We start from the raw sequence: 26498 nt of genomic DNA on the forward strand, positions 1-26498 counted from the left end.
CGCCCCCGCCGGCACCTCAGTCCCGCACACTCCCCAGCCACAGCATGTCCCGGGCCCGGGTCATGGCCACAAAGAGCTGACTGCGTGCCAGCTCCCCCCGTTCACGGGCGGTTTCCCGGCCGACCTCAGCCACCTCAGCCACCTCCACCCCCTTCCCGGCCTCGGCCGGTACGGCGTCGACCGGTCTGGCGTCCGCCGGTTTGGCGTCGGCCGACAGGTGGGCGTCGTACCGGGGCAGGTAGACGCGCTTGAATTCGAGGCCCTTGGCTCGCCGGTAGCTGCCGAGTTTCACGGCCTCGACCGGATGCCCGTCGTACTGCTCCAGCAGACAGACCCGGATCCCGGCCCGGGTGAGCAGCCGCCGGTAGTGATCGATGGCGCGCTTGAACGGGCACAGGACGGCGGAGTCGGCCAGCTCCTGCGGGGTCAGGGCGCTCAGCGCGGACAGCAAGGCCTCGTCGTGCGCGGCCCGGGTCGGCAGGGCGGCGCGCTGCACCCGGCCGTGATGGTAGGTCAGGTCGATGTCCCGGCGGCCCGGCGTGGGCCGGCCGTCGATGTCCTCGAAGGCGTCATCGGCGACCACGGACAGCGCGGTGTCCACGATCTCCTTGCTGTTGCGGTAATTGGCGCGCAGTACCTGCCCGCGGTCGCCCCGCACGTCGATACCGGCGTCCGAGAGCCGGAACCCGCCCGGGTAGACGGCCTGTTGCCCGTCGCCCACCAGCAACAGTCCGTTGGGGCTGTCCCCGACCAGGGCGTGCAGCAGGCGCACCCCGACGAGCGTGAGGTCCTGGACCTCGTCCACCACGACGGCCCGGTAGGCGGAGTGGCCGGTGCGCCCGGCCGCCTCCGCCAGGGCGAGCGAGAGGACGTCGTTGAAGTCGTGCACCGCGCGCTCGACGCGCTCGGCCTCGTACGCCTCGTACAGCTCCCAGACGGCCTTCCGGTGCGAGCGGCGAAGGCCCGCGCGGCGGCGACGGCGGGCCAGTGCGGCGTACTCCTCGAAGGAGGTGATGCCGCGTCCCTTGATGACGTAGTCGATCTCCTCCTTCCAGTAGCGGGGCAGCGGGTCGATCTCGGCGAGGCAGCTGTCCCGGCCGACGTGTTTCCAGGCCAGGCTGAAGGCGGTCTCCGCCTTGTCCCGGTGCAGGCGGACGGGGACGCCGCGCGCGTGCAGATACTCCTGCGCCCAGGAGTGCAGGCTGCGGAAGTCGACCCGGTCGGCCACCGCCGGGGCCATGGCGGCGAGGAAGGTGGCCTGGACGCGCGGCAGGTTGTTGGCGAAGGTGACGTACAGGACCCGGCCGTTGGTGCGCTGGGCGAGGTAGGCCGCACGGTGCAGGCCGACGACGGTCTTGCCGGTACCGGCCGGGCCGCAGATACGGGCGGGACCGGCCCAGTTACGGCGTACGAGGGCGAGCTGGTCCGGGTCGAGGAAGGTCATCCACTGCTCGATGGGGGCCCGGCGGGCCGTGTCGAGCGCGGCCTCACGCAGCCCGTCGAGGTCGAAAAGGCCGTCATCGAGGCCGTCGTCGGGGGCGTCGTCGCGGTCGTCGTCGAGGCCGTCAGCGCTGCGCGCGGGCCGGGGGCCGGCGGCTGCGGGCCGGGGGCCGGCGGACACAGGTCGAGGGCCGGCCGGATCCTCGTATTCGGGGAAGATCCGCCCCAGGTGTTCGGTCAGGGCACGGACCGAGGCCGTCGACAGCCGGGTGCGCTCCGACAGCAGTGCGGGTCCGATCTCCCGCTCGCCCAGCAGCCGTACCCGCCCCACCTCGCCATCGACCCGCTGCCCGGCGAAGGCCATCAGCGGCCGCACCGCCACGGGGGACATGCCCAGGGACGCCACCGCGCCCTCGGCGGTCTTGGTGACCGCGAGCAGCTTGCGGCGGTGCTCGTCGCGTGAGAAGCCGCCGGCCCGCAGCCGGCCGCAGGACGCCTCCGGGGCGGCCCGCCAGTTCTTGACGTCGATGACGAAGACACCGCCGGGGCCGATCAGCAGCATGTCGACATTGGCCGCCCGGGTGCCCGGCCAGCGCCGGTCCACCAGCAGCCGCCAGCCCCGTTCGGTCAGCATCAGCAGCTGGGCGACGATGCGCTGCTCCCCCTCGCTCGCCGCCTCCCAGCGCGCGGCCCGCTGCCGGGCCGCCCGCCACCGTTCCCGCAACAGGCGCTCCTGCCTCCGGGCGTCCTGCACCCGCCGGGACGCCGAACCGCCCCGCCGTCCTGACCCACCCCGCCCTGAACCGCTCCGCGCCCTGGCACCTGAACTACCCGAACCACCCGAGCTACCGGAGCCACCGGAGCCACCCGACCTACCTGAGCCACCTGCCGCCATCGCTCGCCCCCTCGCCACCGGCCCCGCGCCTGCCGCCAACTCCGCCACCTGCGGGGGCATGAACCATAGGTCCGTGGCACATGTCGCGACAGCGCGCACGGGAGGAGCACAGGGGCACGGCGCGGGACCATACGCCGTGCCCCTGTACAGGCAGCGGCGCCTACCCCGCCACCGCCACCGCCCGCTGGAAGAGCCGGGCCGCGGACGTGCCGAGCCCGGTCGGCGCGCCCAGCCGGCCCGGCGAACCCTGCGGGTGGCGTAGCTCGGGCTCGACATAGCGGCGGCAGCCCCGGTGCCAGTTCAGGATTCCGGCCATCCAGTTCTCCAGCTCGTGCACATAGCCGTCCAGCACCTCACGCGCCTCGTCCGAGAGGTGGAAATCGTCGTAGACGACCGGTAGTTGTTCCTGGGCGACATGCTGGAACTCCCGCAGACGGGAGGTCATGAGGTCCGTGACGATGGCCAGCCCGCTCGGGTAGTCGCAGTCGAAGAAGGTCTGGACGACCAGGATGCCGTTGTGCACCTCGCCCTCGTACTCGACCTCCTTCTGGTACGAGAAGACGTCGTTCATCAGGCATGCGAAGTCGGCGGCGGAGTTCTCCAGCGAGCGCATCGCGCCGGTGCGGTAGACCTCCGGCGGGACCTGCCGGCCGTGGCCGATGCGACTGAGAGCCATGGTGAGGTCGGAGCCGAAGGTGGCTCGGCGCATCTCGATGTAGTCGACGGGGTCGGGGACGCGGTTCTGGACCTGGTTCTCGATCTCCCAGAGCCAGCTGGCCGTCATGGTGTCGATGGCATGGCGGAAGCTTCGGCGCGCCGCGGGCGTCATCGGTCCCGCGGTGCGCGTCCACAGGTCCGCAAGCGCCCGTTCGAGGGCGTTGACCGGCTCCGGCGTGCGGACGTCGGGCCCCGATGCGGTGGCGGAGAGACCCGATGCGGTGGCGGAGAGGTCGAGTGGCATGAACGACGACAGCCGCTCGGTGCACGCCTTGGCCGCGACGATGTCCCTGGTCCGGCCGAAGACCTGCGGGTAGTAGTCGTCCGCGTACGTGCCCCAGGCCAGCCACTGGGAACTCAGGTCGAGTTGCTCCGGCGTGGCGTCCGGGTGGAGGCCAGCCGCGCAGAGCGCCAGGTCGTGGCGGACCATCGCGGGCTCGTCCCACACGTCCGAGAGCGGCACGCCGGGCTGCGGCTGGAGCATGCCCATCCGGTGAGCCCACTCGATCACCCGGCGGCGGGCGCCCTCCAGATGGGGGCTGAGGCTGAGCGGGAACGGCAGGGCGATGTCGGGGATCTGCGACGGCCCGACCTGCTGGTGCGGGATGTGGGTGGCGCTGCGGAAGCGGTGCGCACCGCCCGTGGCCAGCGCCGCCTTCAGATCCGCCGCGGAGGTGCCGAGGCCACCCACGCGGGACGGCGACCAGGGCGGTTCCGCGGCGTGGGCCACGGACCAGGGCCGCACGTGCGGTACCGCGGCGTGAACCACGGACCAGGGCCGTACCCCGGCATGGGCCGCCGCCCCGCCGCCGTTCATATAGCGGCTGGAGCGCATATGCCATTCATGGCCGCCCGACTGCCAGTCCTGTAGCCCCTTGGCGTACGCCAGCACATCCGCACAGGCCCCGGCGTCCAGCCCCTTCTCCAGGAAGAGCGCCGGCAGCTCCATGACAACAGTGTTCTCGAACTGCTGGAGCCGCGAGGTGATCAGGTCGTTGACAGCGTCCGCGGCCTCCTGGGTGGTGCAGTCCAGGAAGGTCTCCAGCACCAGGACACCATTGCTCAACTCGCCCTCGTCCTCGGTCTCCCGCTGGTAGGAGAAGAGGTCGTTGCGCAGGTGGACGCCGTCGGCGAAGGTGTCGCGCAGCACCCGCAGCGGGCGCGAGTCCGCGACGGCCGCCGGTACCTCGGCCCCGGTCGCGTACTCCACCAGGCCCGCCGACCAGGGCGCGCCACCCACCTTGCGGCGCATCTCGATGTACTCGACGGGGTTGGGCACCCGGGCGATATTGATGTTGGACAGTTCCCACAGCGATTCGTTGAGCAGGTGCTCGGTGCTCTCGGCGAACCGTTTCCGCCAGGCCATCGACATCTGCGGCACGGTGCGCGCCCACAGGTCGGCGAGCCCCGCCTCGACCGGGTTGGCCGGCTCGGGCACGGGCGTGGCGTCGTCCATCGGCATGAAGGCGGGCAGCCGGTCGAGGTACTCCTTGCCGCCCTCCCGGTCCAGCGTCCGCTTGAACTTCTCCAGGAAGTGGTCGTCGAAGAAGAAGACCCAGACGTACCAGTCGGTCACCAGGGAGAGCGCATCGGCGTCGCAGTCCGGGTGGGTGTACGAGCAGAGCAGCGCGTAGTCGTGGGCGTCGAGGTCGCTCTCGTCCCAGATGCCCGAGCCCTCCAGCATGCCCATGTCGCGGGCCCACTTCCTGGAATGGGTACGTGCCGTCTCCAGGTGCGGATTGAGCCGCGCCGGATACGGCGTGTAGAACTCGGGCAGTTCAAATGGCTGTGTCACGTTGCCGGCCTCTTCCCCTGCGTACGGACGGTACGGAAGGAGGACGCACGGACCACGCCCCCCTGCCGGGGCAGCGCTACCCTGCCGTTCGGCGCACTAGGCCTTGTGGAGGAAGAGGCCCCGTCCAGTTCCGCCCAGCCGCGCATTGCGGCCGATCAGCTCCGCTCGACGATCATTGCCACGCCACTTCTGACGCCTTTCCTTCGTTCCGCATGGCCGTACGGAGGGCGAGTTCCGCCAGGGCCTCGGGCGCTCCCGCCTGGCCCCGGATGCCGGGGAAGGCGTTGATGTCCACGATCAGCGGCGCGCCGCCGCCCGCGTCGAGGACGTCCACGCCGTAGACCTCCAGCCCGAATACCTCGCCGACCCGGAGCACGGCCGCCACCCAGGCCGCCGGGAGCTCCGCGACCGGCAGCGGCAGCGTGCCGCCCCGCCCCTCCGGGGACAGCTCCGAGCGGCGCAGCCCGGCGAAGAGCCGTCCGGCGACCACCCACAGCTTGTGGTCCCATCCGCTGTTCGCCGTGAACTCCTGTACCACTACCGGCTCTTCGAGCCAGTCGGCGGCCAGCGCCCGCAGGCGTACCGCGCTGTCGGCCCGGGCCACGAGGTCATGGCGCCGGCTGTACCGGCTCTTGATCACCAGCGGAACGGGCGGCTCCCCGGCCGCGGCCAGCTCGCGCGGTGTCGTCACGCCGACGGTTCGGGCGAACGGCAGCCCGGCCGCACGAGCCAGCTCCGCCATCTCCACCCGGTCCTGGCAACGGGACGTGGCGGCAACGGAGTTGAGGACGGGCGCGCCGCACTCCTCCAGCCGGGCGGCGAGCGCGAGCGCGCGGGGCGTACGGGCCTTGAGGAGGTAGACATCGGCCGGCCCACGGCCCGCCCGCCCCTCCGGTCCTGGACACGCGCCCTCCGATCCCGGACGCATCCCCTCCGGATCGAGCTGCACGACCTCATGCTCCGGATCCAGGTGCACCACCTCATGCTCCGGCGTCAGCAGGCGGGTGACCGCCGCCAGCACCGGATGACCGGGGTCCGCGGTGATCAGACCGACCTTCACCGCTCACCGCCGATACTCGTCAGCGGGACCGTCGCCGCCGCGACGGAGGCGGCCGGGTCCGGGACCAGCCGCGGCCCGTTCCCCCTACGGGCCAGCCGCAGTACGGCGGCGGACACCCGGGCGACCGCGTCCGGCACCTGGCGGAAGCTGGGGAAGTCGTTGATGTCGACGACCACCGGCCCGTCCGGCCCGAGCAGGATGTCCACCCCGTACAGATCGAGCCCGAAGACGGTGCCCACTTCCTGGGCGATCCCGGCGACCTCCGGCGTGAGCGGGACCTGACGTTCCGTCACGGCGTGCCCGGGGTGCAGCGGGGAGCACCGCTCGGTGGCGTACAGCTCACCGGCGACGCAGTACACCTTCAGATCCGTACCGGAGTTGGGCACATACGGCTGCGCGATCAGCAGCCCCCCGGCCGCCCCGGCCGACACCCCCGGCCGCTCCCCCGGCACGACCGGCCCGTCCCCCGGCTCGACCAACCGGTTCGGCGACTCGACGAACCGGACCGCGCGCCCCGAGCTGCCGTCCGCGGGCTTCACCACGAGCGGGTACTCCGCCTCGGGTATCGCCGCGAACTCCTCGGCCCGGGCCGCCGCGTACGTCACCGGGACCGGCAGCCCGTGGGCCCGGGCCAGCACCGCGGCCAGCGCCTTGTCGCGCACCCCCCGGATCGCACGGACGTCGTTGACCGTCGGCAGCCCGACGGCGGCTGCGGCCTCCAGGAGGGTCAGCCCCGGGCCGCCGGAGACCGTCTTGAGGACCCAGGCGTCATGACTGCCCGCCCGTATCGCCTCGGATATGGGGATCAGCGACCGGCCGGGCCACAGCACGTCCACCTGGTGACCCCAGGCGCTGAGCCGGCCGATCACATCCAACGGCATGCCGTCGTAGCGGTACTGCTCCTCCACCAGGAAGCAGAGTCTCATCGATGCACCCTCATCGTCGACGCATGCCCGTCCGCCGTTCGAACGGCAGATCCACGACGCAACAGGATCCCACGGAGAGATCGGCAGACTCCGGACAGCCCCCGCGTGCCCCTACACCCGGTACACCCCCGTTACACCCCGACGGTGCTTGGCTGAACGAGCAACGGCGGGACATCATCCTCAGTCGGACACATCCTCGCCGCCGCCCCGCCGCCACGCCCGATTGCGAGTCGCCCCATGCCCCACAAGGACGCGCCCTTCGACGACCTCGACCGCAAGATCATCACGGCGCTGATCGACAACGGCCGGGCGAGCTTCGCGGAGATCGGGACCGCCATCGGGCTGTCGGCGACCGCGGTCAAGCGGCGGGTGGACCGGCTGCGGGAGAACGACGTGATCACCGGGTTCTCCGCGACCGTGCACCCGGCCGCGCTGGGCTGGCTGACCGAGGCGTACGTCGAGGTGTACTGCGACAGCGCGGCACCCCCAAGGCGACTGGCCGAGGTGGTGCGCAACCATCCGGAGATCGCCGCCGCGATGACCGTGACCGGTAACGCCGATGCGCTGCTGCACGTCCGGGCGACCGATGTCGAGCACTTCGAGGAGGTGCTCGAACGGATCAGGACCGAACCGTTCATCCGCAAGACGATCAGCTACATGGTGCTCTCCCATCTGCTGCCGGAAAGCCCGGAGGCAGGCGCCCGCCGCTCCTCGACCCGTACCTCGCCCCGCACCGCGACCCGCACTTCGCCCCGGCCCTAGAACAGACGAACCCGACGCAGGAAAGCCGCGCGCATCGGCTCGGATACGCAGCTTTCCTGCGCAGTTGCGCATCATTCGATTCTTGTGGCCGGAATGGTCGCTTTCTTACCGTGGATGCACCGCGGATGACGATCAGTAACGGCTGGTGGCAGGCCGGTCCGGCAGCAGCCGACTGCCTCGGCATGCCCCCCGTACCCGCCCCCGTACACCCCCGTCCAAGTAAACGGCATCCACACCCCCACTCAAGGAAGCGGAGGGATAGTTCTGTGCCTACGAGTCGTGTGCCGAGCCCACGGCGCTATCTGGTCTGCGAGCCCACACACTTCGATGTGCGCTACACCATCAACCCCTGGATGCGGAAGGACGCGCCGGTCGACCGGGATCTGGCCGGCCGCCAGTGGGAGACGCTGATCCGCACCTACCGCGAGTACGGCCACACGACGGAGTCGGTGGCCCCGGTGCCCGGCCTGCCGGACATGGTGTTCGCGGCGAACTCGGCGGTCATCATCGACAACCGGGTCTTCGGCTCGCTCTTCCACGCACCGGAGCGGCGGCCGGAATCCCTCGCGTACGGAACCTGGTTCAAGGCCGCCGGATTCGACGTCTACCAACCGGAGTCGGTGTGCGAGGGCGAGGGCGACCTGGTCCCCGCGGGCCGCTACCTGCTGGCCGGCACCGGGTTCCGTACGACGCGGGACGCACACCACGAGGTCCAGGAGTTCTTCGGCGTACCGACCGTCAGCCTGCGGCTGGTGGACCCGTACTTCTACCACCTCGACACCGCGCTCTTCGCCCTCGACGCGGACAACATCGCGTACTACCCCGAAGCGTTCTCGCCCGGCTGCCGCGAGGTCCTCGCCCGCCTCTTCCCGGACGCGGTGCGAGCGACCCGCGACGACGCCATGGCCTTCGGCCTCAACTCCGTCTCCGACGGCCGGCATGTCTTCATCGCACCGCAGGCGACCGGTCTCATCGACCAGCTCACCGCCCGTGGCTACCTCCCCGTCCCCGTCGACCTGTCGGAGTTCCACAAGGCCGGCGGCGGCATCAAGTGCTGCACCCAGGAGATCCGCTCATGACCGCTCCCACCCGCATCGTTCCCACTGGCACCGGCACGGGCCCTGGCACAGGTACCGGCACCGGCACCGCCCCCGTAGGCGCGCCCCGTTCGTCCGCCGAGCTGATTCGGGCCGAACGCCCGGTCCTGGCGCACAACTACCACCCCCTGCCCGTGGTCGTCGCGCGCGCCGAAGGGGTCTGGGTCGAGGACGTCGAGGGGCGCCGCTACCTCGACATGCTGGCCGGCTACTCGGCGCTCAACTTCGGCCACCGGCACCCGGCCCTGATCGAGGCCGCGCACCGCCAGCTCGACCAGCTGACCCTCACCTCCCGCGCCTTCCACAACGACCAACTCGCCGGCTTCGCCGAGCGGCTGGCCGAGCTCACCGGCCTGGACATGGTGCTGCCCATGAACACCGGCGCCGAGGCGGTGGAGAGCGGCATCAAGGTCGCCCGCAAGTGGGCGTACGACGTCAAGCGCGTCCCGGCGGACCAGGCGACGATCGTGGTCGCCGGCGGCAACTTCCACGGCCGTACGACGACGATCGTGGGGTTCTCCGACGACGACACCGCCCGCGTCGGCTTCGGCCCCTTCGCCCCCGGCTTCCGCACCGTCCCCTACAACGACCTCGCCGCGCTGGAAGCGGCCGTGGACGAGACGACCGCCGCGGTGCTCATCGAGCCCATCCAGGGCGAGGCCGGAGTGCTCATCCCCGACGACGGCTACCTCACCGGCGTACGTGAGCTGACCCGGCGGGCCGGGTGCCTGTTCATCGCCGACGAGATCCAGTCCGGGCTGGGCCGGACCGGGACCACCCTGGCCGTCGACCATGAGTCCGTCGTCCCCGATGTCCTCCTCCTCGGCAAGGCGCTCGGCGGGGGCATCGTCCCGGTGTCCGCGGTCGTCGCCCGCCGCGACGTACTCGGCGTGCTCGGGCCGGGGCAGCACGGCTCGACCTTCGGCGGCAACCCGCTGGCGGCGGCGGTCGGTTCGGCCGTGGTCGAGCTGCTCGCCACCGGCGAGTTCCAGCGCCGCGCCGCGGAACTGGGCGCGGAGCTGCGCTCCGGCCTGGCCGCCCTGACCGGCAAGGGGGTGACCGGCTTCCGCGCCCGCGGCCTGTGGGCCGGCGTCGACATCGACCCCGCCCTCGGCACCGGCCGCGAGATCAGCGAACGCCTCCTGAAGGAGGGCATCCTGGTGAAGGACACCCACGGCTCGACGATCCGGCTGGCCCCGCCCCTGACCATCACGAGCGAGGAACTGGCATCGGCGCTGCACTGCCTGGAGCGGGTACTGGCCTAGCCAACGGGCACTGGCCTGGCCAACGGGTACTGGCCCAGCTGAGGACATGAGGGTTTCGGTGGTGATCAGCCTGGATCACCACCGGCCCGAAGCCAGTCGCCGCAGCGCCTCGGCCGAGGGCGACCCCGGCTCGGCGTGGTAGGTGATCAACTGCTGGTCGGGGTCCGCGGGGAGCGTCAGCGTCTCGTACGAGAGGGTGAGGCGGCCGGCCACCGGGTGGTGGAGCACTTCCCTCCCGAAGCCCTTGTCCTGGACGTCGTGTGCGGCCCACAGCCGACGGAACTCGGCGCTCCGGACGGAGAGTTCGGTGATCAGCGAGGCCATGTGCGGGTCGTCGGGATTCCTGCCCGCATCGCGCCGCAGGTAGCCGACCACGTCGGCCGCCTTGGCCGGCCCGTTCTCGTACAGCTCGCGGGCCACCGGGTCGAGGAAGATCCGGCGGGCCAGGTTGCGGCGTTCGGGCGGTAACGCGGAGAAGTCGCCGAGCAGGGCGCAGGCGAGCCGGTTCCAGCCGATGATGTCCAGCCGTTGGCCGATGACGTAGCCGGGGACGTTCTCCATCGCGTCGAGGAGCTGTTGCAGCGCGGGGCGGATGCGCTGCGCACGGCCTGCGGACGGGCGGCGCAGCCGGTGGGAGGCCGGGCGGGCGAGGTGGCTGAGGTGGTCGCGCTCGGCGGGGGTCAGACGCAGCGCGGTGGCGACGGCGTCCAGCACGGCGGTCGAGACGTTGCGGCCGCGGCCCTGTTCCAGGCGGACGTAGTACGCGACGCTCACCCCGGCCAGCTGGGCCAGCTCCTCCCGGCGCAGCCCCGGCACCCGGCGCCGCCCACCGTGGTCGGGCAGGCCGACGTCCTGAGGCCGCAGCCGGGCCCGCCGGGTGCGCAGGAACTCGCTCAGCTCGGTGCGGCGGTCCAGTGTGCTCCCGTCGGGAAGGGGGCTCCGGTCCGGCGGGGTGGTTCTGCCGGGCAGGGTGGTTCTGCCAGTGGTAGGTACGGCATACATATGTTCAAGGGTGCACTGGCTAGGGGAGTTGGGGCGAAGGAATCTCGGTGGCATGACCCCTACCGCTGTCTCCGCGTACGCCGCACCCGCCCCGAAGGCGCCCCTGGAGCGGATCACGATCCCGCGCCGGGAGCTGGGTGCTCACGACATCCTGATCGAGATCAAGTACGCCGGTATCTGCCACTCCGACATCCACGCGGTGCACGGCGATTGGGGCGGCGGCGGGAACTTCCCGATCGTCCCCGGCCATGAGATCGCCGGTGTGGTCGCCGCGGTGGGCACCGAGGTCAGCCGCCACGCGGTGGGCGATCGGGTCGGCGTGGGCTACTTCGTCGACTCCTGCCGGGAGTGCGCGAACTGCCGGGCCGGCCGGGAGCATTACTGCACGGGCGAGCTGGGCGCGGTCATGACGTACAACGCGACGGGCCGGGACGGCGAACCCACCCAGGGCGGCTACTCCACCCACCTCGTCGTCGACGAGAACTACGCCCTGCGCATTCCCGACGGCATTCCGCTGGCTGCCGCGGCCCCGCTGCTCTGTGCCGGTATCACGCTCTATTCGCCGCTGGCCCGCTGGAAGGCCGGTCCGGGCAAGAAGGTCGCCATCGTCGGCCTGGGCGGCCTCGGGCACATGGGGGTGAAGTTCGCGCAGGTGATGGGCGCGGAGGTCACCGTGCTGAGCCAGTCGCTGCGCAAGAAGGACGACGGACTGCGGCTGGGCGCGGACCACTTCTACGCGACCTCCGACCCGGCCACGTTCGAGGAGCTGGCGGGCGTCTTCGACCTGATCATCAACACCGTCTCGGCGGACCTGGACCTGGCCGCCTGCCTCGGGCTGCTGCGCACGGACGGCACCCTGGTCCAGGTGGGCGCCCCGGTGAACCCGCTGTCGGTCCCGGCGTCCGCACTGCTCGCGGGAGGGAAGTCGATATCCGGATCGGCGATCGGCGGCCTCCCGGAGACGCAGCGGATGCTGGACTTCTGCGGTGAGCACGGGCTGGCCGCGGACATCGAGGTGATCGACGCGGAGCAGATCAACGAGGCGTACGAGCGGGTGCTGGCGAGTGATGTCCGGTACCGGTTCGTGATCGACGTGGCGACGATCTGAGCCGCCGCTCTGCACTGGGCGCCCCTGCGTGCTGGGTGGCCCGGCCGCGGCGGCGAAGCGATCGCATCCGGCCACGGTGAGCGGCTCCCGCCCCCCGCCAATGATCCATGTTTGCGGCCAATGACCCCTTTCCGCCGCTGCGGCATGGCTGCGCTCAGGGCCGCTCGCCCGGTAGGCTTTCCGTGTGATCTTCAAGCGCATCGGAAATGGGCGGCCGTACCCCGACCACGGCCGGGAGAGCACCCGCCAGTGGGCGGATGTCGCCCCGCGCCCGGTACGCCTCGACCAGTTGGTGACCACGAAACAGCAGCTCGATCTGGAGACGCTGCTCGCCGAGGACTCGACGTTCTACGGCGACCTCTTCGCGCATGTCGTGAAGTGGGAGGGCGACCTGTATCTGGAGGACGGGCTGCACCGCGCGGTGCGCGCCGCACTCCAGCAGCGCCAGGTGCTGCACGCCCGCGTGCTCGAACTGGACTGACCGCCGGCAGCACCGCCGCCGCACACCCGCAGATCTCCCGTAAGTCCCCACACGGTACGCACCTCACCCCAACCCACCCTGCCCGAATTGGCCCTTTTGGGTTGGCTCTCACGCCACGCGTTGATCATCTAGTAGGCACGGCCTGTCACCCGCACTACGCTGCGGCCATGAGCATGCTGACGCCCCCTGGCATGGGCGGTAAGAACTACCGCATCACGGGCGACAGGTATCCGCGGATGCGCCGTCCTCGACACCGTCGCCGGATCGCCCTCACCCTCCTCGCCACCGTCTGTGCCCTCGGTCTGGCCGGCTGGGGGACGCTGCAGCTCATCGACGTCTTCGGCGGCGGACGGAACGGCACCGCCCAGGCCGCTCAGGAAGGCCAGGGCAAGAAACACTGCCGTCCGGGCGGCGCGGCGGCGGCCGGAGCGCAGGCGCAGCCCGCGGTACGGAAGCTGCCCGCTCCCGGCACGCTCACGATCAATGTCCTCAACGCCACCGCGCGCGCCGGACTCGCCAAGCAGACCGCCGACGAGCTCCAGAAGCGCGGCTTCAAGATCGGCAAGGTGGGCAACGCACCGGCCGCCTACGACAAGAAGGTCAAGGGAATCGGGATACTGCTCGGCTCCAGGGCCGCCGCCGACGGCCCGCTGAAGGTACTGGGCACCCAGCTCGCCGGCGCCCAGCAGAAGACCGACGACCGCAAGACCGCCGAGCTCGACCTGCTCCTCGGCGACACCTTCCAGACTCTGGCCACCCCCCAGGCCGCCGCCAGGTCCCTGGCGCTGCTGACCCACCCGTCACCGGAGCCGTCGGCCGACGCGAAGTGCTGACCGTCCGGCCGCACGGAGACCGGGGCGCCGGTGGCATGGGCCGGGCCCCGCACCACCAAGGGCATGGTGCGGGGCCCGACTCGTGATCACTCCGGGTCCGTCAGACCGTGTCCGTCACTCCGGGTCCGTCGCTCCGGACCCTCGTATCAGGTTCTCAGCCGGCCGTGCCGTACATGCGGTCGCCCGCGTCGCCGAGGCCCGGCACGATGTAGCGGTCCGGGTTCAGCCGCTCGTCGACCGCCGCGGTGACCACCGTCACCGGCGTACCGGCCAGCTCCTTCTCCATGACCGCGACCCCCTCCGGCGCGGCCAGCAGGCAGATCGCGGTGACGTCGTCCGCGCCCCGCTTGATCAGTTCCCGGATCGCCGCGACCAGCGTGCCGCCGGTGGCGAGCATCGGGTCGACGACGTACACCTGGCGGCCCGAGAGGTCGTCGGGCATCCGCGTGGCGTACGTGTGCGCCTCGTAGGTCTCCTCGTTGCGGACCATGCCCATGAAGCCGACCTCGGCGGTGGGCAGCAGCCGGACCATACCGTCCAGCATGCCCAGACCGGCCCGCAGGATCGGTACGACCATGGGGCGGGGGTGCGACAGCCGGACACCGGTCGTCGCCGTCACCGGGGTCTCGATGTCGACCTGCTCGGTGCGCACATCGCGGGTGGCCTCGTACGCGAGCAGGGTCACCAGCTCGTCGGCGAGCCGCCGGAAGGTGGGGGAATCGGTGCGCTTGTCGCGCAGTGTGGTGAGTTTGTGCGCCACCAGCGGGTGGTCGACGACGTGGATCCGCATGACATCGACAGTAACCGAGCCGGAGAGTGCCAGCGCCCGCCGTGCAGCGCCCGGAGTCCGGCCACGGCCGCCCGGCCCGGCCGACGGTGGTACCGGTCGGCATCGATGCGGCTTGGTTGGCATCAGACCGTCGAATCGGGGGAAAGTGGGCACATACGCCCAATCGGCCATCTGGTCGCCCGGCCCCCGGGTCGCCAGGTCGTCCGTCCGGCCGTCCGGCCGTGGGCGAAGACCGCGCCCGTGGTGAGTGCCCGAGGTGGTGTGCAGCGTGGCCGACCGTATGCGTAAGCGAACCAATGACACGGACACAGCAGTCCCCGACCCCATAGTCCGCGGCGCCTCTGCCCCGGCCCCCGGCGGGGAGGACGCTGCCGGAGCCGGTGCGGACAGTGCGGCCGCGCGCCGGCGCCGCCGCGCGCAGTTCCTGCGTGAACTGCATGAGGCCAAGGAGCTGCGGGACCGGGTCCAGCCGCGCCGCGTACGGGCCGAGCGGATGCGCCAGGCCATGCGGATGCGGACATTCCGCTGGTAGCTGAGCGAGTTCCGCTGCTAGCGGAACCGCTGCGCATACCCGCCCGCGCTGCGGCACGTGAGCGACATCTCGCACAACCTCCGCACGACGCAGCGCCGAAGACACCGCGCAGACGCCATGTTTCTGCCACGATTCCGAAGGGGCGGGACCAACGGCGTGCAGCGCCGCCCCGCCCGGCCCGGCACGCCTATGACCAGTGGGAGAGTCACGGTGTACTTCGCCGCACTGCTCGCGCGCACCGAAGACGGGTGGGAAGCGAGCGATACGGAGCTCGACAATGTGGAGACCCTGGCCGATCTGGCCGACCTGGCCCGAGAGGCGGTGGGCGAGGACGAGACGGCGGTGGTGCTGATCGAGCAGGAGGACGCGTGGTTCGGCGTCGTCCGTGTGGACGGCGAGGACGACCCTCGCGTCTTCATCTCGAACGCGGCCGTCGCCGCCCGCAGCTCGTACGGCACGATGCTGACCGATGAGCTGCTCGGCCACGAGGAGAGCGACACGGACGACCTGGACACGCTCAACCTGGACGGCACGGAGGACGGTGAGCCCGACCGGGGCGAGGACGAGGCGGAGGACTCCGCCGCCACCCGCGCCCCGCAGGGCCCGCTCGGCGACGCCAAGCTCCTGGAGGACTTCGGCATCGACGAGACCGTACTGCTGGCCCTGGAGGGCGATGCGCTCAGCGACATCGCCGACATGATCGGCTGCTCGGACCTCCTGGAGGCCGTGAGGTAGCTCCGGGACACTCCGGGACACCAGGAAGCGTCACCGGCACCGGCGGCGCCGTCACCAGCACCGGCGGCGGCGTCAGCGCGGGTGGCAGCATCAGCGCGGGTGGCGACGTCGTCACGAGCACCGCGGCGACGCCGTCACCGACACTGGTGGCATGGCAGATCCCGTCCCCGCTCCCGCGCCTCGCGCCGGCCCGTCCCCGGTACCGGCGCCCGACCCCCTGTCCGCCCCCTTGCCCGACCCTCTCCGCGACCCCTGGCTCGCACCGATGCGGCGGGCGCTGGAGGAGGCCACCCGCGCCCCCGGGACCGGCGACGTCCCGGTGGGTGCCGTCGTGCTGTCCGCGGACGGCACGATCCTGGGGACCGGCCACAACGAGCGCGAGGCCACCGGCGACCCGACCGCACACGCCGAGGTCCTCGCCCTGCGGGAGGCGGCCCGCAACCTAAGAGAGGAAGCATCGCGCAGCGATTCCGGCGGGGGCGGTGGTGGGAGACGGGCGGGCGAGTGGCGGCTGACCGGCTGCACCCTCGTCGTCACCCTCGAACCCTGCACGATGTGCGCCGGCGCGATCGTGCTCTCCCGGGTGGACCGGGTGGTCTACGGTGCCCGCGACGCCAAGGCCGGTGCCGTCGGCTCCCTCTGGGACGTGGTCCGTGACCGACGTCTCAATCACCGCCCCGAGGTCATCACCGGTGTCCTCGAAGCCCCGTGCGCGGGCCTGCTCACCACGTTCTTCCGCGACCGCTGAACGGGGGCTCCCGGGAGGCCCCGGGAATCCGATTTCGGCGCATGGCCACCCGTGGGCTAAGCTCTCTCTCGGTAGCGTGTCCGAGCGGCCGAAGGAGCGCGCCTCGAAAGCGCGTGAGGGGGCAACTCCTCCGTGGGTTCAAATCCCACCGCTACCGCCAGTAACACCCCTCTGGACTGCGGAAACGCAGGCCAGGGGGGTGTTTGCGTGTGGCCTGTGCAGCACGGCGGTGCCACTGAGAGCCAGTGCGCTACCCCGCGCCCCTGCCGGCGGGCGAGGACAATCGCTCCCTCCGACCTGGGCAAGTGGCTAGCATGGGCACTCCTGTTGGGGGCCCCATACGGGCTGCGGCCCCCAGGGAGGGGCGCAAGAGTGCGGGTCGGCATCATCGTGGACGGCGACGGCGACGGCGAGGAACGGGGCTCGGCGGTGGCGGGCGGCACAGGGGCGGATCAGCAGCGGTGACCGCAGCCTTACCCGACCCCGCCACCTCGCGGGCGCTGCTCGTCGGCGTCCATGATTACGAGAGCCTGGAAGACCTGCCCGCCGTCGAACGCAACCTGACCGGGCTCAAGCGGACGTTCACCGACGAGACGCTGTGGGGCCTGCCGGATGCGCATTGTGTCGTGCTGCCCCAGCCGGCGAGCGCCGAGGTGGTGCTCGACACCCTGCACAGCGTCGCCTTGCAGACCACCGACACGCTGGTCGTCTACTACGCGGGCCATGGGCTCACCGACCCGTACAGCGACGAGCTGTTTCTGGCGCTGCCCAGTTCGGACCAGCGGCGCATCTACAGTGCACTGCCGTACGAGTGGGTGCGCCGGGCCGTTCTCGATCCGCAGGTCAGGGCCCGGCGCAAGGTGGTGATCCTGGACTGCTGCTACAGCGGCCGGGCGCTGCTGGGCGGTATGAGCGGCACCGATCAGGTCGCCGACCGCGCCCGCATCGAGGGCACGTCCGTGTTGGCGGCCTCCGCGGAGACCCGAACGGCCCTGTCCCCTCCAGGCGAGGAGTTCACCGCCTTCACCGGCGAATTGATCACCCTCCTGGCCGAGGGCATCGCGGACGGTCCGCCCCTGCTGGACATGCATACGCTGTTCCGGCATCTGCACTCCGTACTGGCGGCCAAGAGCAGACCGCTCCCGCAGCAACGCAACCGGAATGCGGGCGGGATGATCGCGCTGGCGCGCAACCGCATGCGACTGCCGCCTCCGCCCGAGGACCCGGCCCCGGAGCGCCACGAAACGCCGCCGCCCCGGCCCGAGGCGCCAGCTCCTGCGTCCGGCATCCCTCCGCTCCCGCCCGGGAAGCCCGCCGCGAAGGCTGACGTGAAGGCCGACGCGAAGGCTGACGTGAAGGCCGACGCGGAGGCCGACGAGCGCGCCCCGGACGGCGAATCCCCGGGGTCCGCGGATAACCCGCGGCCGACCTCCACCCGCGCCGGGGCCCGGTTTCTCCGGAGACCCGGCATCCACGGCTCCTCGTGGTTCAGGATCGGGGTGGTGTCGTTGGGGGTGCTCCTTGTCGCCGGCGTCCCCACCCTTCTCAGCTGGCTGCCGGACCGGCCCGACGACACCGGGGGCAGCTCCGGTGCCGCCGCGTACAACGCAGCGGCCAAAGGTGTGGTCAACGCATCGACCGCCACTGGCGGAACGCTGAAGTTCGCCGGCACGGAAGCCGATTCCTGGGATCCACAGCGCAGTTACTACGGATTCGTCTGGAACTTCGCCCGCTTCTACACCCGCCAACTGGTGACCTACGCAGCCGCCCCGGGCGCCAAGAGCGCCGAGCTCACACCGGATCTGGCCACCAGCACGGCCACGATTTCCAGCGATGGCAAGAGGTACACCTACACGCTGCGCGCGGGGGTCAGCTGGGAGGACGGCACCCCCATCACCTCCATGGACATCAAGTACGGGATCGAGCGGCTCTGGGCGCAGGACGTCGTTTCCGGGGGACCGGTCCACCTCCAGCAGGCGCTCGATCCGAACCACACCTACCGCGGTCCGTACAAGGACGAGTCCCGGGACAAGCTGGGCCTGAAGGCAATCGAGACACCCAATTCCAGGACCATCGTCTTTCAACTGCCCGAGCCCAACAGTGAATTCGAGCAGCTGCTGGCCATGACCGCCGCCTCGCCGGTGAAACGGACGAAGGACAAAGGGGCGGAGTACGGCCGGCTCCCGTTCTCCAGTGGGCCGTACAGGTTCCATACCTACGAGCCGAATAAAAAGCTGGAGTTGGTCCGCAACCGCCATTGGAAGAAAGCCACCGATCCCGTCCGCACAGCGTTGCCGGACAAGATCGAGGTCACCTTCTTCAGCGATCCGGACGCTGCGGACCTCGCGCTGTCGCAGGGCCACTTCGACCTGGCGCTCGACTCCCGGGGGCTGGGCCGGTCCGTCCGGTCCACAACGATGGAGGATGCCGGCCTCAAGAAGAATCTCGACCATCCCTTCACCGGTTCCGTCCGTTACGCAGCTTTTCCGCAGTCGGTCAAGCCGATGGACAACGTCCATTGCCGTAGGGCCGTCATCTACGCGGCCGATCACAAGATGCTGCAGAGCGCGCTCGGGGGGTCCGCGCTCGGCGATATCGCGCCGAATCTCTTTCCGCCGGGGCTCCCGGGCTCGGACGCCACGTTCGACCCGTACGGCGTGCGCAAGAACGGCGGCGGGCCGGATCTGGCCAAGGCCAGGGACGAGTTGAGGTCCTGCGGCCGCCCGGACGGATTCGCCACGACGATCGCGGTGCGCGAGGTGCCGGAAGAGGTGGACGCTGCCGAATCCCTTCAGGGATCGCTGCGAAAGGCCGGTATCGACACCCGGATCGAGAAATTCGACAGGCTGCGCGCGGTCGAGATCACCGGTTCACCGAAGGTCGTGGAGAAGAACGGATATGGCATCGTCATAGCGCGCTGGGGTGCCGACTTCCCTACCGGGCAGACGTTCTGGCAGCCGCTGGTCAGCAGCAAAGCCATCCCGCCGAGCGGAAATGTCAACCTCCCCGAGGTCAGGAACCGGACCGTGGATGTGGCGCTCGACGCGGCCACCGCCTCCCCGGCCACCGGCCCGGAAGCGGCCAGTGCGCTCTACGAGCAGATCAACCACACGGTCACGAAGGAGGCCTACTACCTGCCTTTGGTATACGACCGGATCGTCACCTGGCGCAGCCCCCGGCTGACCAATGTGTACACCTCCCACGCTTACGGCAACTACGACTTCGCCTCACTGGGCATCCAGGAGAACAACAAGGAGAACAGCAAAGGGAACAGTAAGGGGAACAGCGAGGGGAATTGACCTGGCCGCCCGTTCAGCTGCCCTGTGGGCTCGCTCAGATGTCAGCCGTGGCGATCCGGGCCAGGGCCGCGCTGTGTTCCGCGAGGTAGAAGTGCCCGCCGGGGAAGGTGTGGCAGGCGAAGGGGCCGGTGGTGATCCGGGCCCACTCCTTCATCTGTGCCTCCGTGACCCGGGGATCGGCGTCGCCGGTCAGGGCGACGACCTCCGCGGTGACCGGTGCGGCGGCGGGGTCCGGCCGGTAGGAGTCGATGAGGAAGTAGTCGTTGCGCAGGATCGGGAGGACCATCGCGCGGATGTCCGGGTCCTCCAGGATGGCGCTCTGGGTACCGCCGAGCGCGCCCATCGAGGCGATCAGCTCGTCGTCGGTGAGCGGGGTGATCACGCGGTCCGCGGAAGGACCGGTGAGCCGTCGGCCCGAGACGCACAACCGGGTGACCGCCGAGGCCCGGTCCGCCTCGAGGATGCGCAGGACCTCGTACGCGACCGCCGCACCCATGCTGTGGCCGAAGAGGATCGTCTCCCGGCCGTCGGCGCGCAGCGCCCGGGCGGCGGCGGAGGCCACCTCGTCCATGGTGCCCAGCAACGGCTCGGCTATCCGGTTCTCCCGGCCCGGGTACTGCACCACCTGCAGTTCGACCGTGGGGTCGAGGTGCTGCGCCCAGGTGCGGAAGAAGCTCGCGCTGCCACCGGCGTGCGGGAAGCAGACCAGACGGCGGGCGGCGGACGGGTTGGGGCGGGGTACGACGAGCCAGGGGGTCTTGGGGGTCTGGGGGGAATGGGCGGACTTGGGGGGCATGGAGGGCATGGGGATCTGGGGCCTTTCTCTAGCCGAGCACCGCTTCGCCCAGTGGGGTCAGGGTGTGGACGGAGGCGTTGTTCCGTCGCTCGGTGGCGACGAGCCCGGCGCGCCGCAGTACACCGATGTGCTGGCTCACCGAGGGGTTGGAGATCTTCAGCCGGCGGGCTATCTCCCCGGTGGAGCCGGTCTCCCGCAGGCACTCCATGACGTCGGCGCGGGTGCGCCCCAGCAGGGAGGGCAGCGCCGAGTCGGTGGGCTCGTCCTGCCAGAGGGCCGCGGCACCGGCCGGGTCGGGGGTGATGTTGTAGACGAGCAGGAGGGAGTCCTGGGGGCCCAGGGCGGAGTCGAGGACCAGCGGTTGCTGGGCGAAGAGGGAGGGCACGAGGGTGAGCCGGCGGCCGCCCAGCGAGACCTCGCGGTCGGGGTGGCCGTCGGCGATGCGCAGCACGGGCGCCTCCCAGCTGATCGCGGGATGAAGGGCGTTCAGCACACCCTCCATCCCGTTCTCCAGGACGTCCCGTCCCCGCGCGGTGCGTTCCGTTTCCAGGCTGAGGGCGATGCGTTTCCAATACGGCCGGACCGCCGCGCCCTGGAAAGCGTTGCCATCGCTGAGCTCGCCTTTCTCGCGTGGCGAGAAATCCCGGGCGGGCTGCGAATCCGGGTCCACGGACTCCATGAGCGGTCGCGGGGTTTTCACCACGGTGCCCGCCGCCATCATCCGGCGTAGTCGACTCCTGGTCTTCTTACGCCACTCCGTGAACACATCGGACTGCGGCTCGGTGTAACGCTGCCAGGCGAAATACGTCTCGGCTGCCAGGCCGAGCGTGCTCATGACGCGGATGCGCGCCAGCTCCTCGACGGCCAGTCCCAGGGCTACCAATTCCGCACCCCAATCCCCCCTGCCCCCGTACGATCGCCGATGATCTTACCCGAGCGATTCCACGATGGCGGGTGAGGGTGGTCTCACTCCTGAACGTGCATGCGCTCAGCGCCATTCCATGGTGACCGGCAGGCTCTGGTAGCCCTGGACCAAGTTGGAGCGCATCCACCTCGGGTCGCTATTCAGCCGGACCGCCTCGGCCTCCTGGGAGAGCTCCCGCAGAAGTTCCCGCAGCTCGATACGGGCCAGCGCCGCGCCCAGACAATGGTGCGGGCCATTTCCGAATCCCAGGTGACGGTTGGGCTTGCGGTCCGCACGAAACGCATGCGGTTCCGGGAAGAGCCGTGCGTCACGGTTCGCGGCCGACAGCCAGCCCACGACCGGCTCGCCCTTGCGGATGTCCTGCCCGCCGATGGTGACGTCCTCGGTGGCGACACGCAGTACGTGCATGGCCGGTGAGGTCCAGCGCACGACCTCCTCAACGGCGGTGTCCAGCAGCTCGGGGTCGTCCCGGAGCGCGTTGAGGACCTCAGGGAACGCCTGGAAGATGTGGAAGGCGCCGGTAATGGAATGCCGGGTGGTCTCGTTGCCGCCGATCAGTACGTTATTGCAGTTGATGAGGACATCGTCAGCAGACAGCCGGCCGTCCGTGAGCAGTGTGCTGACGAGGTCGTCACCCGGGTTCTTCGCGCGCTCCTCGATCAATTCAAAGAAATAGAAGAGAATTTCCGAGTGGGCCACGCCGGACGTCATCTTGTTGAAGGAACTGTCCTCTCCGCCGAAGGCGTGGTTGGTCAGTTCGATCAGCCGCGGCCGGTCGCTGAGCGGAACGCCGATGACCTCGCAGACAATCGCCGCCGGGAGCCGAGGCCCGACTTCGAGGGCGACGTCGGTGGTGCCCTCGGCCTTCATCCGCTCGACAATCTCCTTGACCTCGCGCTGCAGCACGGATTCCAGTTCCGGGGCGCGCAGCCGGGAGAGGAACGGACCGATGAGCCGCTTGAGGGTGGAGTGCCATTTCCCTTCGGATACCACGAGCATACGGCCACCGGCGTTGTCCGGCTTCTCTGCGTCGAAGCCGATCATCATGCCGTGCTCGGAAGTGAAGGGCGCTTTGGGAGAGAGCATGGCGCTGACGTCCTGGTGCGAGAAGAGCGACCAGAATCCATGGGGTGAGCTGCCCGGCTCGCTCCAGATCTTGGCGTCGTTCGCGACGTACTCCTGCCACATGGTGAAGCGGTCTTCGGTGGTGTAGAGATCAGGGTTTCCGAGGTCCATGGTGAACACCATTTCTTTTCAGGTCCGTTGGCGGGCAGGGGAAGCGGAGGGCGATTCATCGGGCACGTCCTCGGGCGCCTCGCTCTCCGGCACGGGCGGGGTCACGGGCGGGGCCGCAGTAGGGGGCACCGGCGGGGTGAAGCCGCGCATGGTGGGGCTGAGCACCGCCGAGAGGGCGAGGAGGGTGACCACACCCGCGCACGAGAGCAGCCCGGCCGTGCGACCGGTGAGGTCGAAGAGCACTCCGCCGACCAGCGGCGCGACCGCCCCGCCCACACCGCTGACGACATTGGCCACGCTCATCACCCGCCCGCGCTGCGCGTCCGGGGTCAGCAGCAGCTGGTACGTGGTGATGGCCGCGTTGGCGGTCGGTGCGGCGAAGGCGATGGCACCGAGCAGGACGCCGGGCAGATACCCGCCGGGCAGCAGCGCGATGCCGACGGTGAGCACCGCGAACACCCACAGCACGGCGAAGACCGCGCGCGACCCGGTCAGGACGCGCTGCAGTGCGGGCGCCGCCAGCGCGCCCAGCAGCCCGCCCACGCCGAGCAGGGCCGCCATCACCCCGATCAGCCCGGAGTTCATCCCGCTGGTCTTCGCGGAGGCGATGACGATGAAGTAGATGACGCCGAAGAACAGGTTGGTCGCCACCGCGTACAGCAGGGTGAGCCGCAGGAAGGGGTGCCGGGCGATCCAGCGGATTCCCTGGCTCAGCTCCCGTCCCCGGTTGCCCTTGTAGGGCTCCCGTGGCGGTGCGGCGGGCGGACGCAGGAACAGCAGCAGGCCGAAGCTGAGCAGATGCGCCAGCGCGCCGGCCCCGAACGGGAAGGCGTTCTTCAGCGCGAGCAGGAAGCCGCCCGCCGAGGTTCCGGCGAGCTGACCGGCGTACGTACGGGCCGAGTTGAGTGACACCGCGCCGGAGAGCTTCTCCTCGCCGACCAGCGTCGGCAGCAGCGCCTCGCCGGCCGCCAGCATCATGGCCGTGGCCGCGCCGTTGACCAGCGCCAGCAGTACCAGAGCGGTCAGGGACGGGGCACCCGTCCACAGCGACAGCGCCAGATATCCGAAGACCAGGATCTGGGCGGCCTCGCAGCCGAGCATGATCGTGCGGCGGTCGTAGCGGTCGGCGACCGCCCCGGCCGGCAGCCCGGCCAGGAACATCGCCACCGCGTCGACGAAGCCGATGATGCCGGCCTGCGAGGGCGAGTTGGTGAGCGTCAGCACGAGCAGCGGCAGCACGATCACCGAGGTGCTGTAGGCGAACTCGCTGAAGGTCTGGCTCGTCCACAGCAAGGTGAAACTGGCTTTACCCGATTGTGGACGAGCCACGGCTTCTGCTCCCTTGGTTGACTACGGCGGCGGGTACGAGACGACAGGGCTCAGCCCACGACGCGGGAGCGCCGGCGGGTGTGCACATAGGTGCGGCGCAGGTCACGGATCAGGCTGGTGCGCTTGAGCCAGCGGTCCGTGCCGTCGTAGCGCGGGGTGAAGGTGTCCCGGCCGTGGATGACGCGGTAGTTGTCGATGAACGCCACCTCGCCCGGGTTCAGGACGACTCGCTCGGTGGCGCCGGCCAGCTGCTCCGCCGCGAAGTTCATGGCCCGCTCGGCCTCCGCGTCACCGGGCAGCGGGCTGGTGAAGTCCGCGTCGATACGCAGGTACGGATCGTCCTCGGGGCCGAAGAGCACCGAGGCCACCTCGTGCACGCGCTCGTCCAGCGCCACCGGGCCGGCCCCGTCCCGCATGGCCTCCTCGACGTGCGAGTCGTCCGGGTAGAAGCGGAAGCGGTTCTGGTGGAGTACCTGCCGGACGTCCTCGGGGAACTCCACCGCGTCCACCCGCGCCACGGTCGTGCCCACCTGGTCGAGGTTGCGCAGGCACATCAGCACGACGTAGTCGCCGCGGCAGGTGTGGAAGACGTCCTCGGTGTGCAGGGTGAGCTGCTGCTCGCTGCTGGCGCTGGTCAGCGACGCCTCCTGGCCCTTGGAGGGGCACACGTCGTGGACCAGGCGGCCGTTCTGCTGGTTGGCCCAGGCGAACGGGTCGCCGAGCACGGAGGAGACCAGCAGCAGTACCAGCTCCTCGCGCAGCGCCGCACCCTCCTTCTCCGCTATCTGCCAGCTCGGCGGGGTCGCCACCAGGTCGTCGCTGACCGGGAGGTTGGCCACCCGGATCACGGCATCCTCCTCGGCGCGCGCGCCGACCAGGAATTTCCGCAGTCCGACCGGGAGGTTCTCGGCCTCGAGGCGTACCTCGTCCGCGTAGGCGTGCAGATCCCAGACGGGATGGCCGGCGATGAAGTCATCGGCGATCCTCTCGATCTGGGACTTTTCCTCGTCGCTCAGGACGTAGCGAGCCATGTCGGAAAACCTTTCGAAGATGTGCGACAGCAGAAGAAAGCGTGGGGAGAAATGAGGTGCGGAAGGGCTGCCGGTCCCGCGGCCGCGGCGGCCGCGGGACCGGCATACGGTCAGCGTCCGCGCCGCGTACGGTCGACGATCTGCCGCAGGGCGTCGAGGAGCCCCTCCGCGAGGTGCTCGACGGTGGCCGTGCGGTGGCTGCCGGGCGAGTGGATCCAGTCGATCCGCAGCTCGCCCTCGCTCACCGCCGCCACCACATCGATCAGATGCGGCCGGGCCTGCTCCGGCGCCTGGTCCCGGCCCAGACCCTCCAGCCGGCCCCGGATGAGCCCGTCGTCGCTGGTGGTGCCGTCCCACTGCCCCAGGTAGTTGAAGCTCACCCGCGGCTGATCCTGGACGGCCAGCGCCCGGCCGGCGCCGTCGGGCCCGGACAGGTGGCGCAGCGCGCCGTAGCCCAGACCGCGGCCCGGCAGCTTGCGCAGCTTGCCCTTGACGGACTTCAGCGCACGCGCCCAGTCGCCCTCGGGCACGTCCAGGGTCACCGGGTAGATGGTGGTGAACCACCCCACGGTGCGGGACAGATCGACATCGTCGAACAGCTCCTCGCGGCCGTGGCCCTCCAGCGCGATGGTCACCGGACCGCCCGCCCAGTCGCCCAGCACCCGGCCCAGCGCCGCCAGCAGCACATCGTTGATCTGGGTGCGGAAGACGGCCGGAACCTGGTGCAGCAGCGCCTCGGTCTCCTCCCGGCCCAGGTGCGCCGAGACGATCTCGGTGGCGCCGTAGGTGTTCGGCTCCGCCCCGTCGAGCGGGATCTCCCGGGTCCCGTCCACGCCCTGCCAGTAGGCGAGTTCACCGTCCAGGGCGCCCGAGCGGACGTGGTCGGCCAGGCGCCGCGCCCACAGCTGGTAGCTGGAGGTCTTGGCGCCCAGATCCACCGTACGGCCCTCGGCCAGCTGCGCGTACGCCGTGGCCAGGTCCTCCAGCACCACGCGCCAGGAGACACCGTCCATGACGATGTGGTGCACGGCCAGGAAGAGCCGGGGCATACCGCCCTCGCTCTCCGGGCGCAGGTAGACGCCCTTGACCAGCGCGCCGGAGGTCAGGTCCAGCGCGTGCTGGGCGGCGACCGCGGCCTCCGCGGCCTCGGCCGACTCCCGCACGGCCAGCAGGGCATCGGTGCTCGCCGGGCCCTCGCCGTACTCCTGCACCCACTGCCCGCCCTCGCGGCGGTAGCGCATCCGCAGCGCATCGTGGTGCGCGGCCACCGCGGCCAGGGCGCGGCCGAGCAGTCCAGCGTCGGTGCCCGGCGCCAGCTCGACGTGGACCGACATCGCGTAGTGGTCCGGGTTGTCGGCGTGCCCGTCGAAGAACCACCGCTGGATCGGGGTGAGTTCCACCTCACCGGTCACCGCGCCGCCGCCGTCCCCGGCACCGCGCTCCGCGTCCCACTCCACCGCACCGGCCAGGGCCGCCACCGTCTGATGGGTGAACATCAGCTTGGAGGTGAGCCGCAGGCCGGCCTGACGGGCCCGGGAGACGGCCTGGATGGACAGGATCGAGTCGCCGCCCAGCTCGAAGAAGTTGTCGTGCACGCCGACCCGCTCCACGCCCAGCACCTCGGCCCACACCGCCGCAAGGGCTTCCTCGGCCGGGCTGCCCGGCGCGACGTACGCACTGTCGAACTGGTCCGTCT

The 26498-nt window shown here is 70.6% G+C and carries 22 protein-coding genes and 1 tRNA gene; 11 read left to right on the forward strand and 12 right to left on the reverse strand.

Annotated features, from left to right (window positions below; genetic code table 11):
- Positions 1–16: 16 nt before the first annotated feature.
- From AZE13_RS15560 to AZE13_RS15575, 4 genes are all read right to left on the reverse strand, one after another.
- Positions 17–2164, reverse strand: coding sequence for a nuclease-related domain-containing DEAD/DEAH box helicase (locus AZE13_RS15560; protein WP_258527810.1), 2148 nt, complete (start codon positions 2162–2164; stop codon positions 17–19).
- Between the two features lie 331 nt (positions 2165–2495).
- A complete protein-coding gene (locus AZE13_RS15565) occupies positions 2496–4847 on the reverse strand; it encodes a terpene synthase family protein (RefSeq protein WP_079124017.1) in 2352 nt (783 codons plus the stop codon).
- A 172-nt stretch (positions 4848–5019) separates the two neighbouring features.
- The gene (locus AZE13_RS15570; protein ID WP_066931337.1) at positions 5020–5907 is read right to left on the reverse strand and encodes a RimK family alpha-L-glutamate ligase; all 888 of its coding nucleotides are present in this window, start codon (positions 5905–5907) and stop codon (positions 5020–5022) included.
- Entirely contained in the window at positions 5904–6833 is a 930-nt protein-coding gene (locus tag AZE13_RS15575; RefSeq protein ID WP_066931339.1) for a RimK family alpha-L-glutamate ligase, read from the reverse strand. The genes AZE13_RS15570 and AZE13_RS15575 overlap by 4 nt, the downstream gene beginning before the upstream one ends.
- 237 nt (positions 6834–7070) lie before the next feature.
- Between AZE13_RS15575 and AZE13_RS15580 the strand changes: the two genes are divergently transcribed.
- From AZE13_RS15580 to rocD, 3 genes are all read left to right on the forward strand, one after another.
- The gene (locus tag AZE13_RS15580; RefSeq protein ID WP_066931341.1) at positions 7071–7595 is read left to right on the forward strand and encodes an Lrp/AsnC family transcriptional regulator; all 525 of its coding nucleotides are present in this window, start codon (positions 7071–7073) and stop codon (positions 7593–7595) included.
- 266 nt (positions 7596–7861) lie between these two features.
- The gene (ddaH, locus tag AZE13_RS15585; RefSeq protein WP_066931342.1) at positions 7862–8674 is read left to right on the forward strand and encodes a dimethylargininase; all 813 of its coding nucleotides are present in this window, start codon (positions 7862–7864) and stop codon (positions 8672–8674) included.
- The gene (rocD, locus tag AZE13_RS15590; protein WP_258527811.1) at positions 8671–9957 is read left to right on the forward strand and encodes an ornithine--oxo-acid transaminase; all 1287 of its coding nucleotides are present in this window, start codon (positions 8671–8673) and stop codon (positions 9955–9957) included. The genes ddaH and rocD overlap by 4 nt, the downstream gene beginning before the upstream one ends.
- 75 nt (positions 9958–10032) lie before the next feature.
- Here rocD and AZE13_RS15595 read toward each other — a convergent pair whose 3' ends face one another.
- Complete coding sequence (locus tag AZE13_RS15595; RefSeq protein WP_079124018.1) at positions 10033–10959, reverse strand: helix-turn-helix domain-containing protein; 927 nt, start codon at positions 10957–10959, stop codon at positions 10033–10035.
- 52 nt (positions 10960–11011) lie between these two features.
- Here AZE13_RS15595 and AZE13_RS15600 point away from each other — a divergent pair, with 52 nt between their 5' ends.
- The 3 genes from AZE13_RS15600 to AZE13_RS15610 all read left to right on the forward strand — a co-directional run bounded on the left by AZE13_RS15600 (position 11012) and on the right by AZE13_RS15610 (position 13381).
- Entirely contained in the window at positions 11012–12067 is a 1056-nt protein-coding gene (locus tag AZE13_RS15600) for an NAD(P)-dependent alcohol dehydrogenase (protein ID WP_066931345.1), read from the forward strand.
- A gap of 184 nt (positions 12068–12251) precedes the next feature.
- Positions 12252–12548: a type II toxin-antitoxin system VapB family antitoxin gene (locus AZE13_RS15605; protein WP_006604254.1), complete on the forward strand. Its 297-nt coding sequence runs from the start codon at positions 12252–12254 to the stop codon at positions 12546–12548.
- Between the two features lie 167 nt (positions 12549–12715).
- Positions 12716–13381 (forward strand): LytR C-terminal domain-containing protein, encoded by a 666-nt coding sequence (locus AZE13_RS15610; protein ID WP_079124019.1) that lies wholly within the window; start codon positions 12716–12718, stop codon positions 13379–13381.
- Between the two features lie 154 nt (positions 13382–13535).
- Here the strand turns inward: AZE13_RS15610 and upp are convergent, their stop codons facing one another.
- A complete protein-coding gene (gene upp, locus AZE13_RS15615; protein WP_066931349.1) occupies positions 13536–14171 on the reverse strand; it encodes a uracil phosphoribosyltransferase in 636 nt (211 codons plus the stop codon).
- A gap of 280 nt (positions 14172–14451) precedes the next feature.
- Here upp and AZE13_RS15620 point away from each other — a divergent pair, with 280 nt between their 5' ends.
- The 5 genes from AZE13_RS15620 (at position 14452) to AZE13_RS15640 (ending at position 19485) form a co-directional block, all read left to right on the forward strand.
- Complete coding sequence (locus AZE13_RS15620) at positions 14452–14703, forward strand: hypothetical protein (protein WP_066931483.1); 252 nt, start codon at positions 14452–14454, stop codon at positions 14701–14703.
- Positions 14704–14892: 189 nt separating this feature from the next.
- A complete protein-coding gene (locus AZE13_RS15625; protein ID WP_258527812.1) occupies positions 14893–15438 on the forward strand; it encodes a hypothetical protein in 546 nt (181 codons plus the stop codon).
- Positions 15439–15703: 265 nt separating this feature from the next.
- Positions 15704–16186, forward strand: coding sequence for a nucleoside deaminase (locus AZE13_RS15630; protein ID WP_066931352.1), 483 nt, complete (start codon positions 15704–15706; stop codon positions 16184–16186).
- 70 nt (positions 16187–16256) lie between these two features.
- Positions 16257–16346 (forward strand) — tRNA-Ser (locus AZE13_RS15635).
- Positions 16347–16647: 301 nt separating this feature from the next.
- Positions 16648–19485 carry a caspase, EACC1-associated type gene (locus AZE13_RS15640; RefSeq protein WP_066931355.1) on the forward strand — a complete coding sequence of 946 codons (2838 nt, stop codon included), beginning with the start codon at positions 16648–16650 and terminating at the stop codon, positions 19483–19485.
- Positions 19486–19519: 34 nt separating this feature from the next.
- On the opposite strand, the gene AZE13_RS15645 is transcribed toward AZE13_RS15640, so the two are convergent.
- The 6 genes from AZE13_RS15645 to AZE13_RS15670 form a co-directional block, all read right to left on the reverse strand.
- The gene (locus AZE13_RS15645) at positions 19520–20281 is read right to left on the reverse strand and encodes a thioesterase II family protein (protein WP_066931357.1); all 762 of its coding nucleotides are present in this window, start codon (positions 20279–20281) and stop codon (positions 19520–19522) included.
- 28 nt (positions 20282–20309) lie between these two features.
- Positions 20310–21164, reverse strand: a complete 855-nt coding sequence (locus AZE13_RS15650) for an ArsR/SmtB family transcription factor (protein WP_066931359.1) — start codon at positions 21162–21164, stop codon at positions 20310–20312.
- Positions 21165–21269: 105 nt separating this feature from the next.
- The gene (locus AZE13_RS15655) at positions 21270–22442 is read right to left on the reverse strand and encodes a cytochrome P450 (protein WP_258527814.1); all 1173 of its coding nucleotides are present in this window, start codon (positions 22440–22442) and stop codon (positions 21270–21272) included.
- A gap of 18 nt (positions 22443–22460) precedes the next feature.
- Complete coding sequence (locus AZE13_RS15660; RefSeq protein WP_066931363.1) at positions 22461–23735, reverse strand: MFS transporter; 1275 nt, start codon at positions 23733–23735, stop codon at positions 22461–22463.
- Between the two features lie 86 nt (positions 23736–23821).
- On the reverse strand, positions 23822–24802 hold the full coding sequence (locus AZE13_RS15665) for a TauD/TfdA family dioxygenase (RefSeq protein ID WP_181690348.1): 981 nt from the start codon (positions 24800–24802) through the stop codon (positions 23822–23824).
- 110 nt (positions 24803–24912) lie between these two features.
- A partial coding sequence (locus AZE13_RS15670) for a condensation domain-containing protein (protein ID WP_258527815.1) occupies positions 24913–26498 on the reverse strand: 1586 nt, incomplete at its 5' end.

It is taken from the genome of Streptomyces sp. NBRC 110611 (assembly GCF_001590865.1).
Classification (GTDB): Bacteria; Actinomycetota; Actinomycetes; order Streptomycetales; family Streptomycetaceae; genus Streptomyces.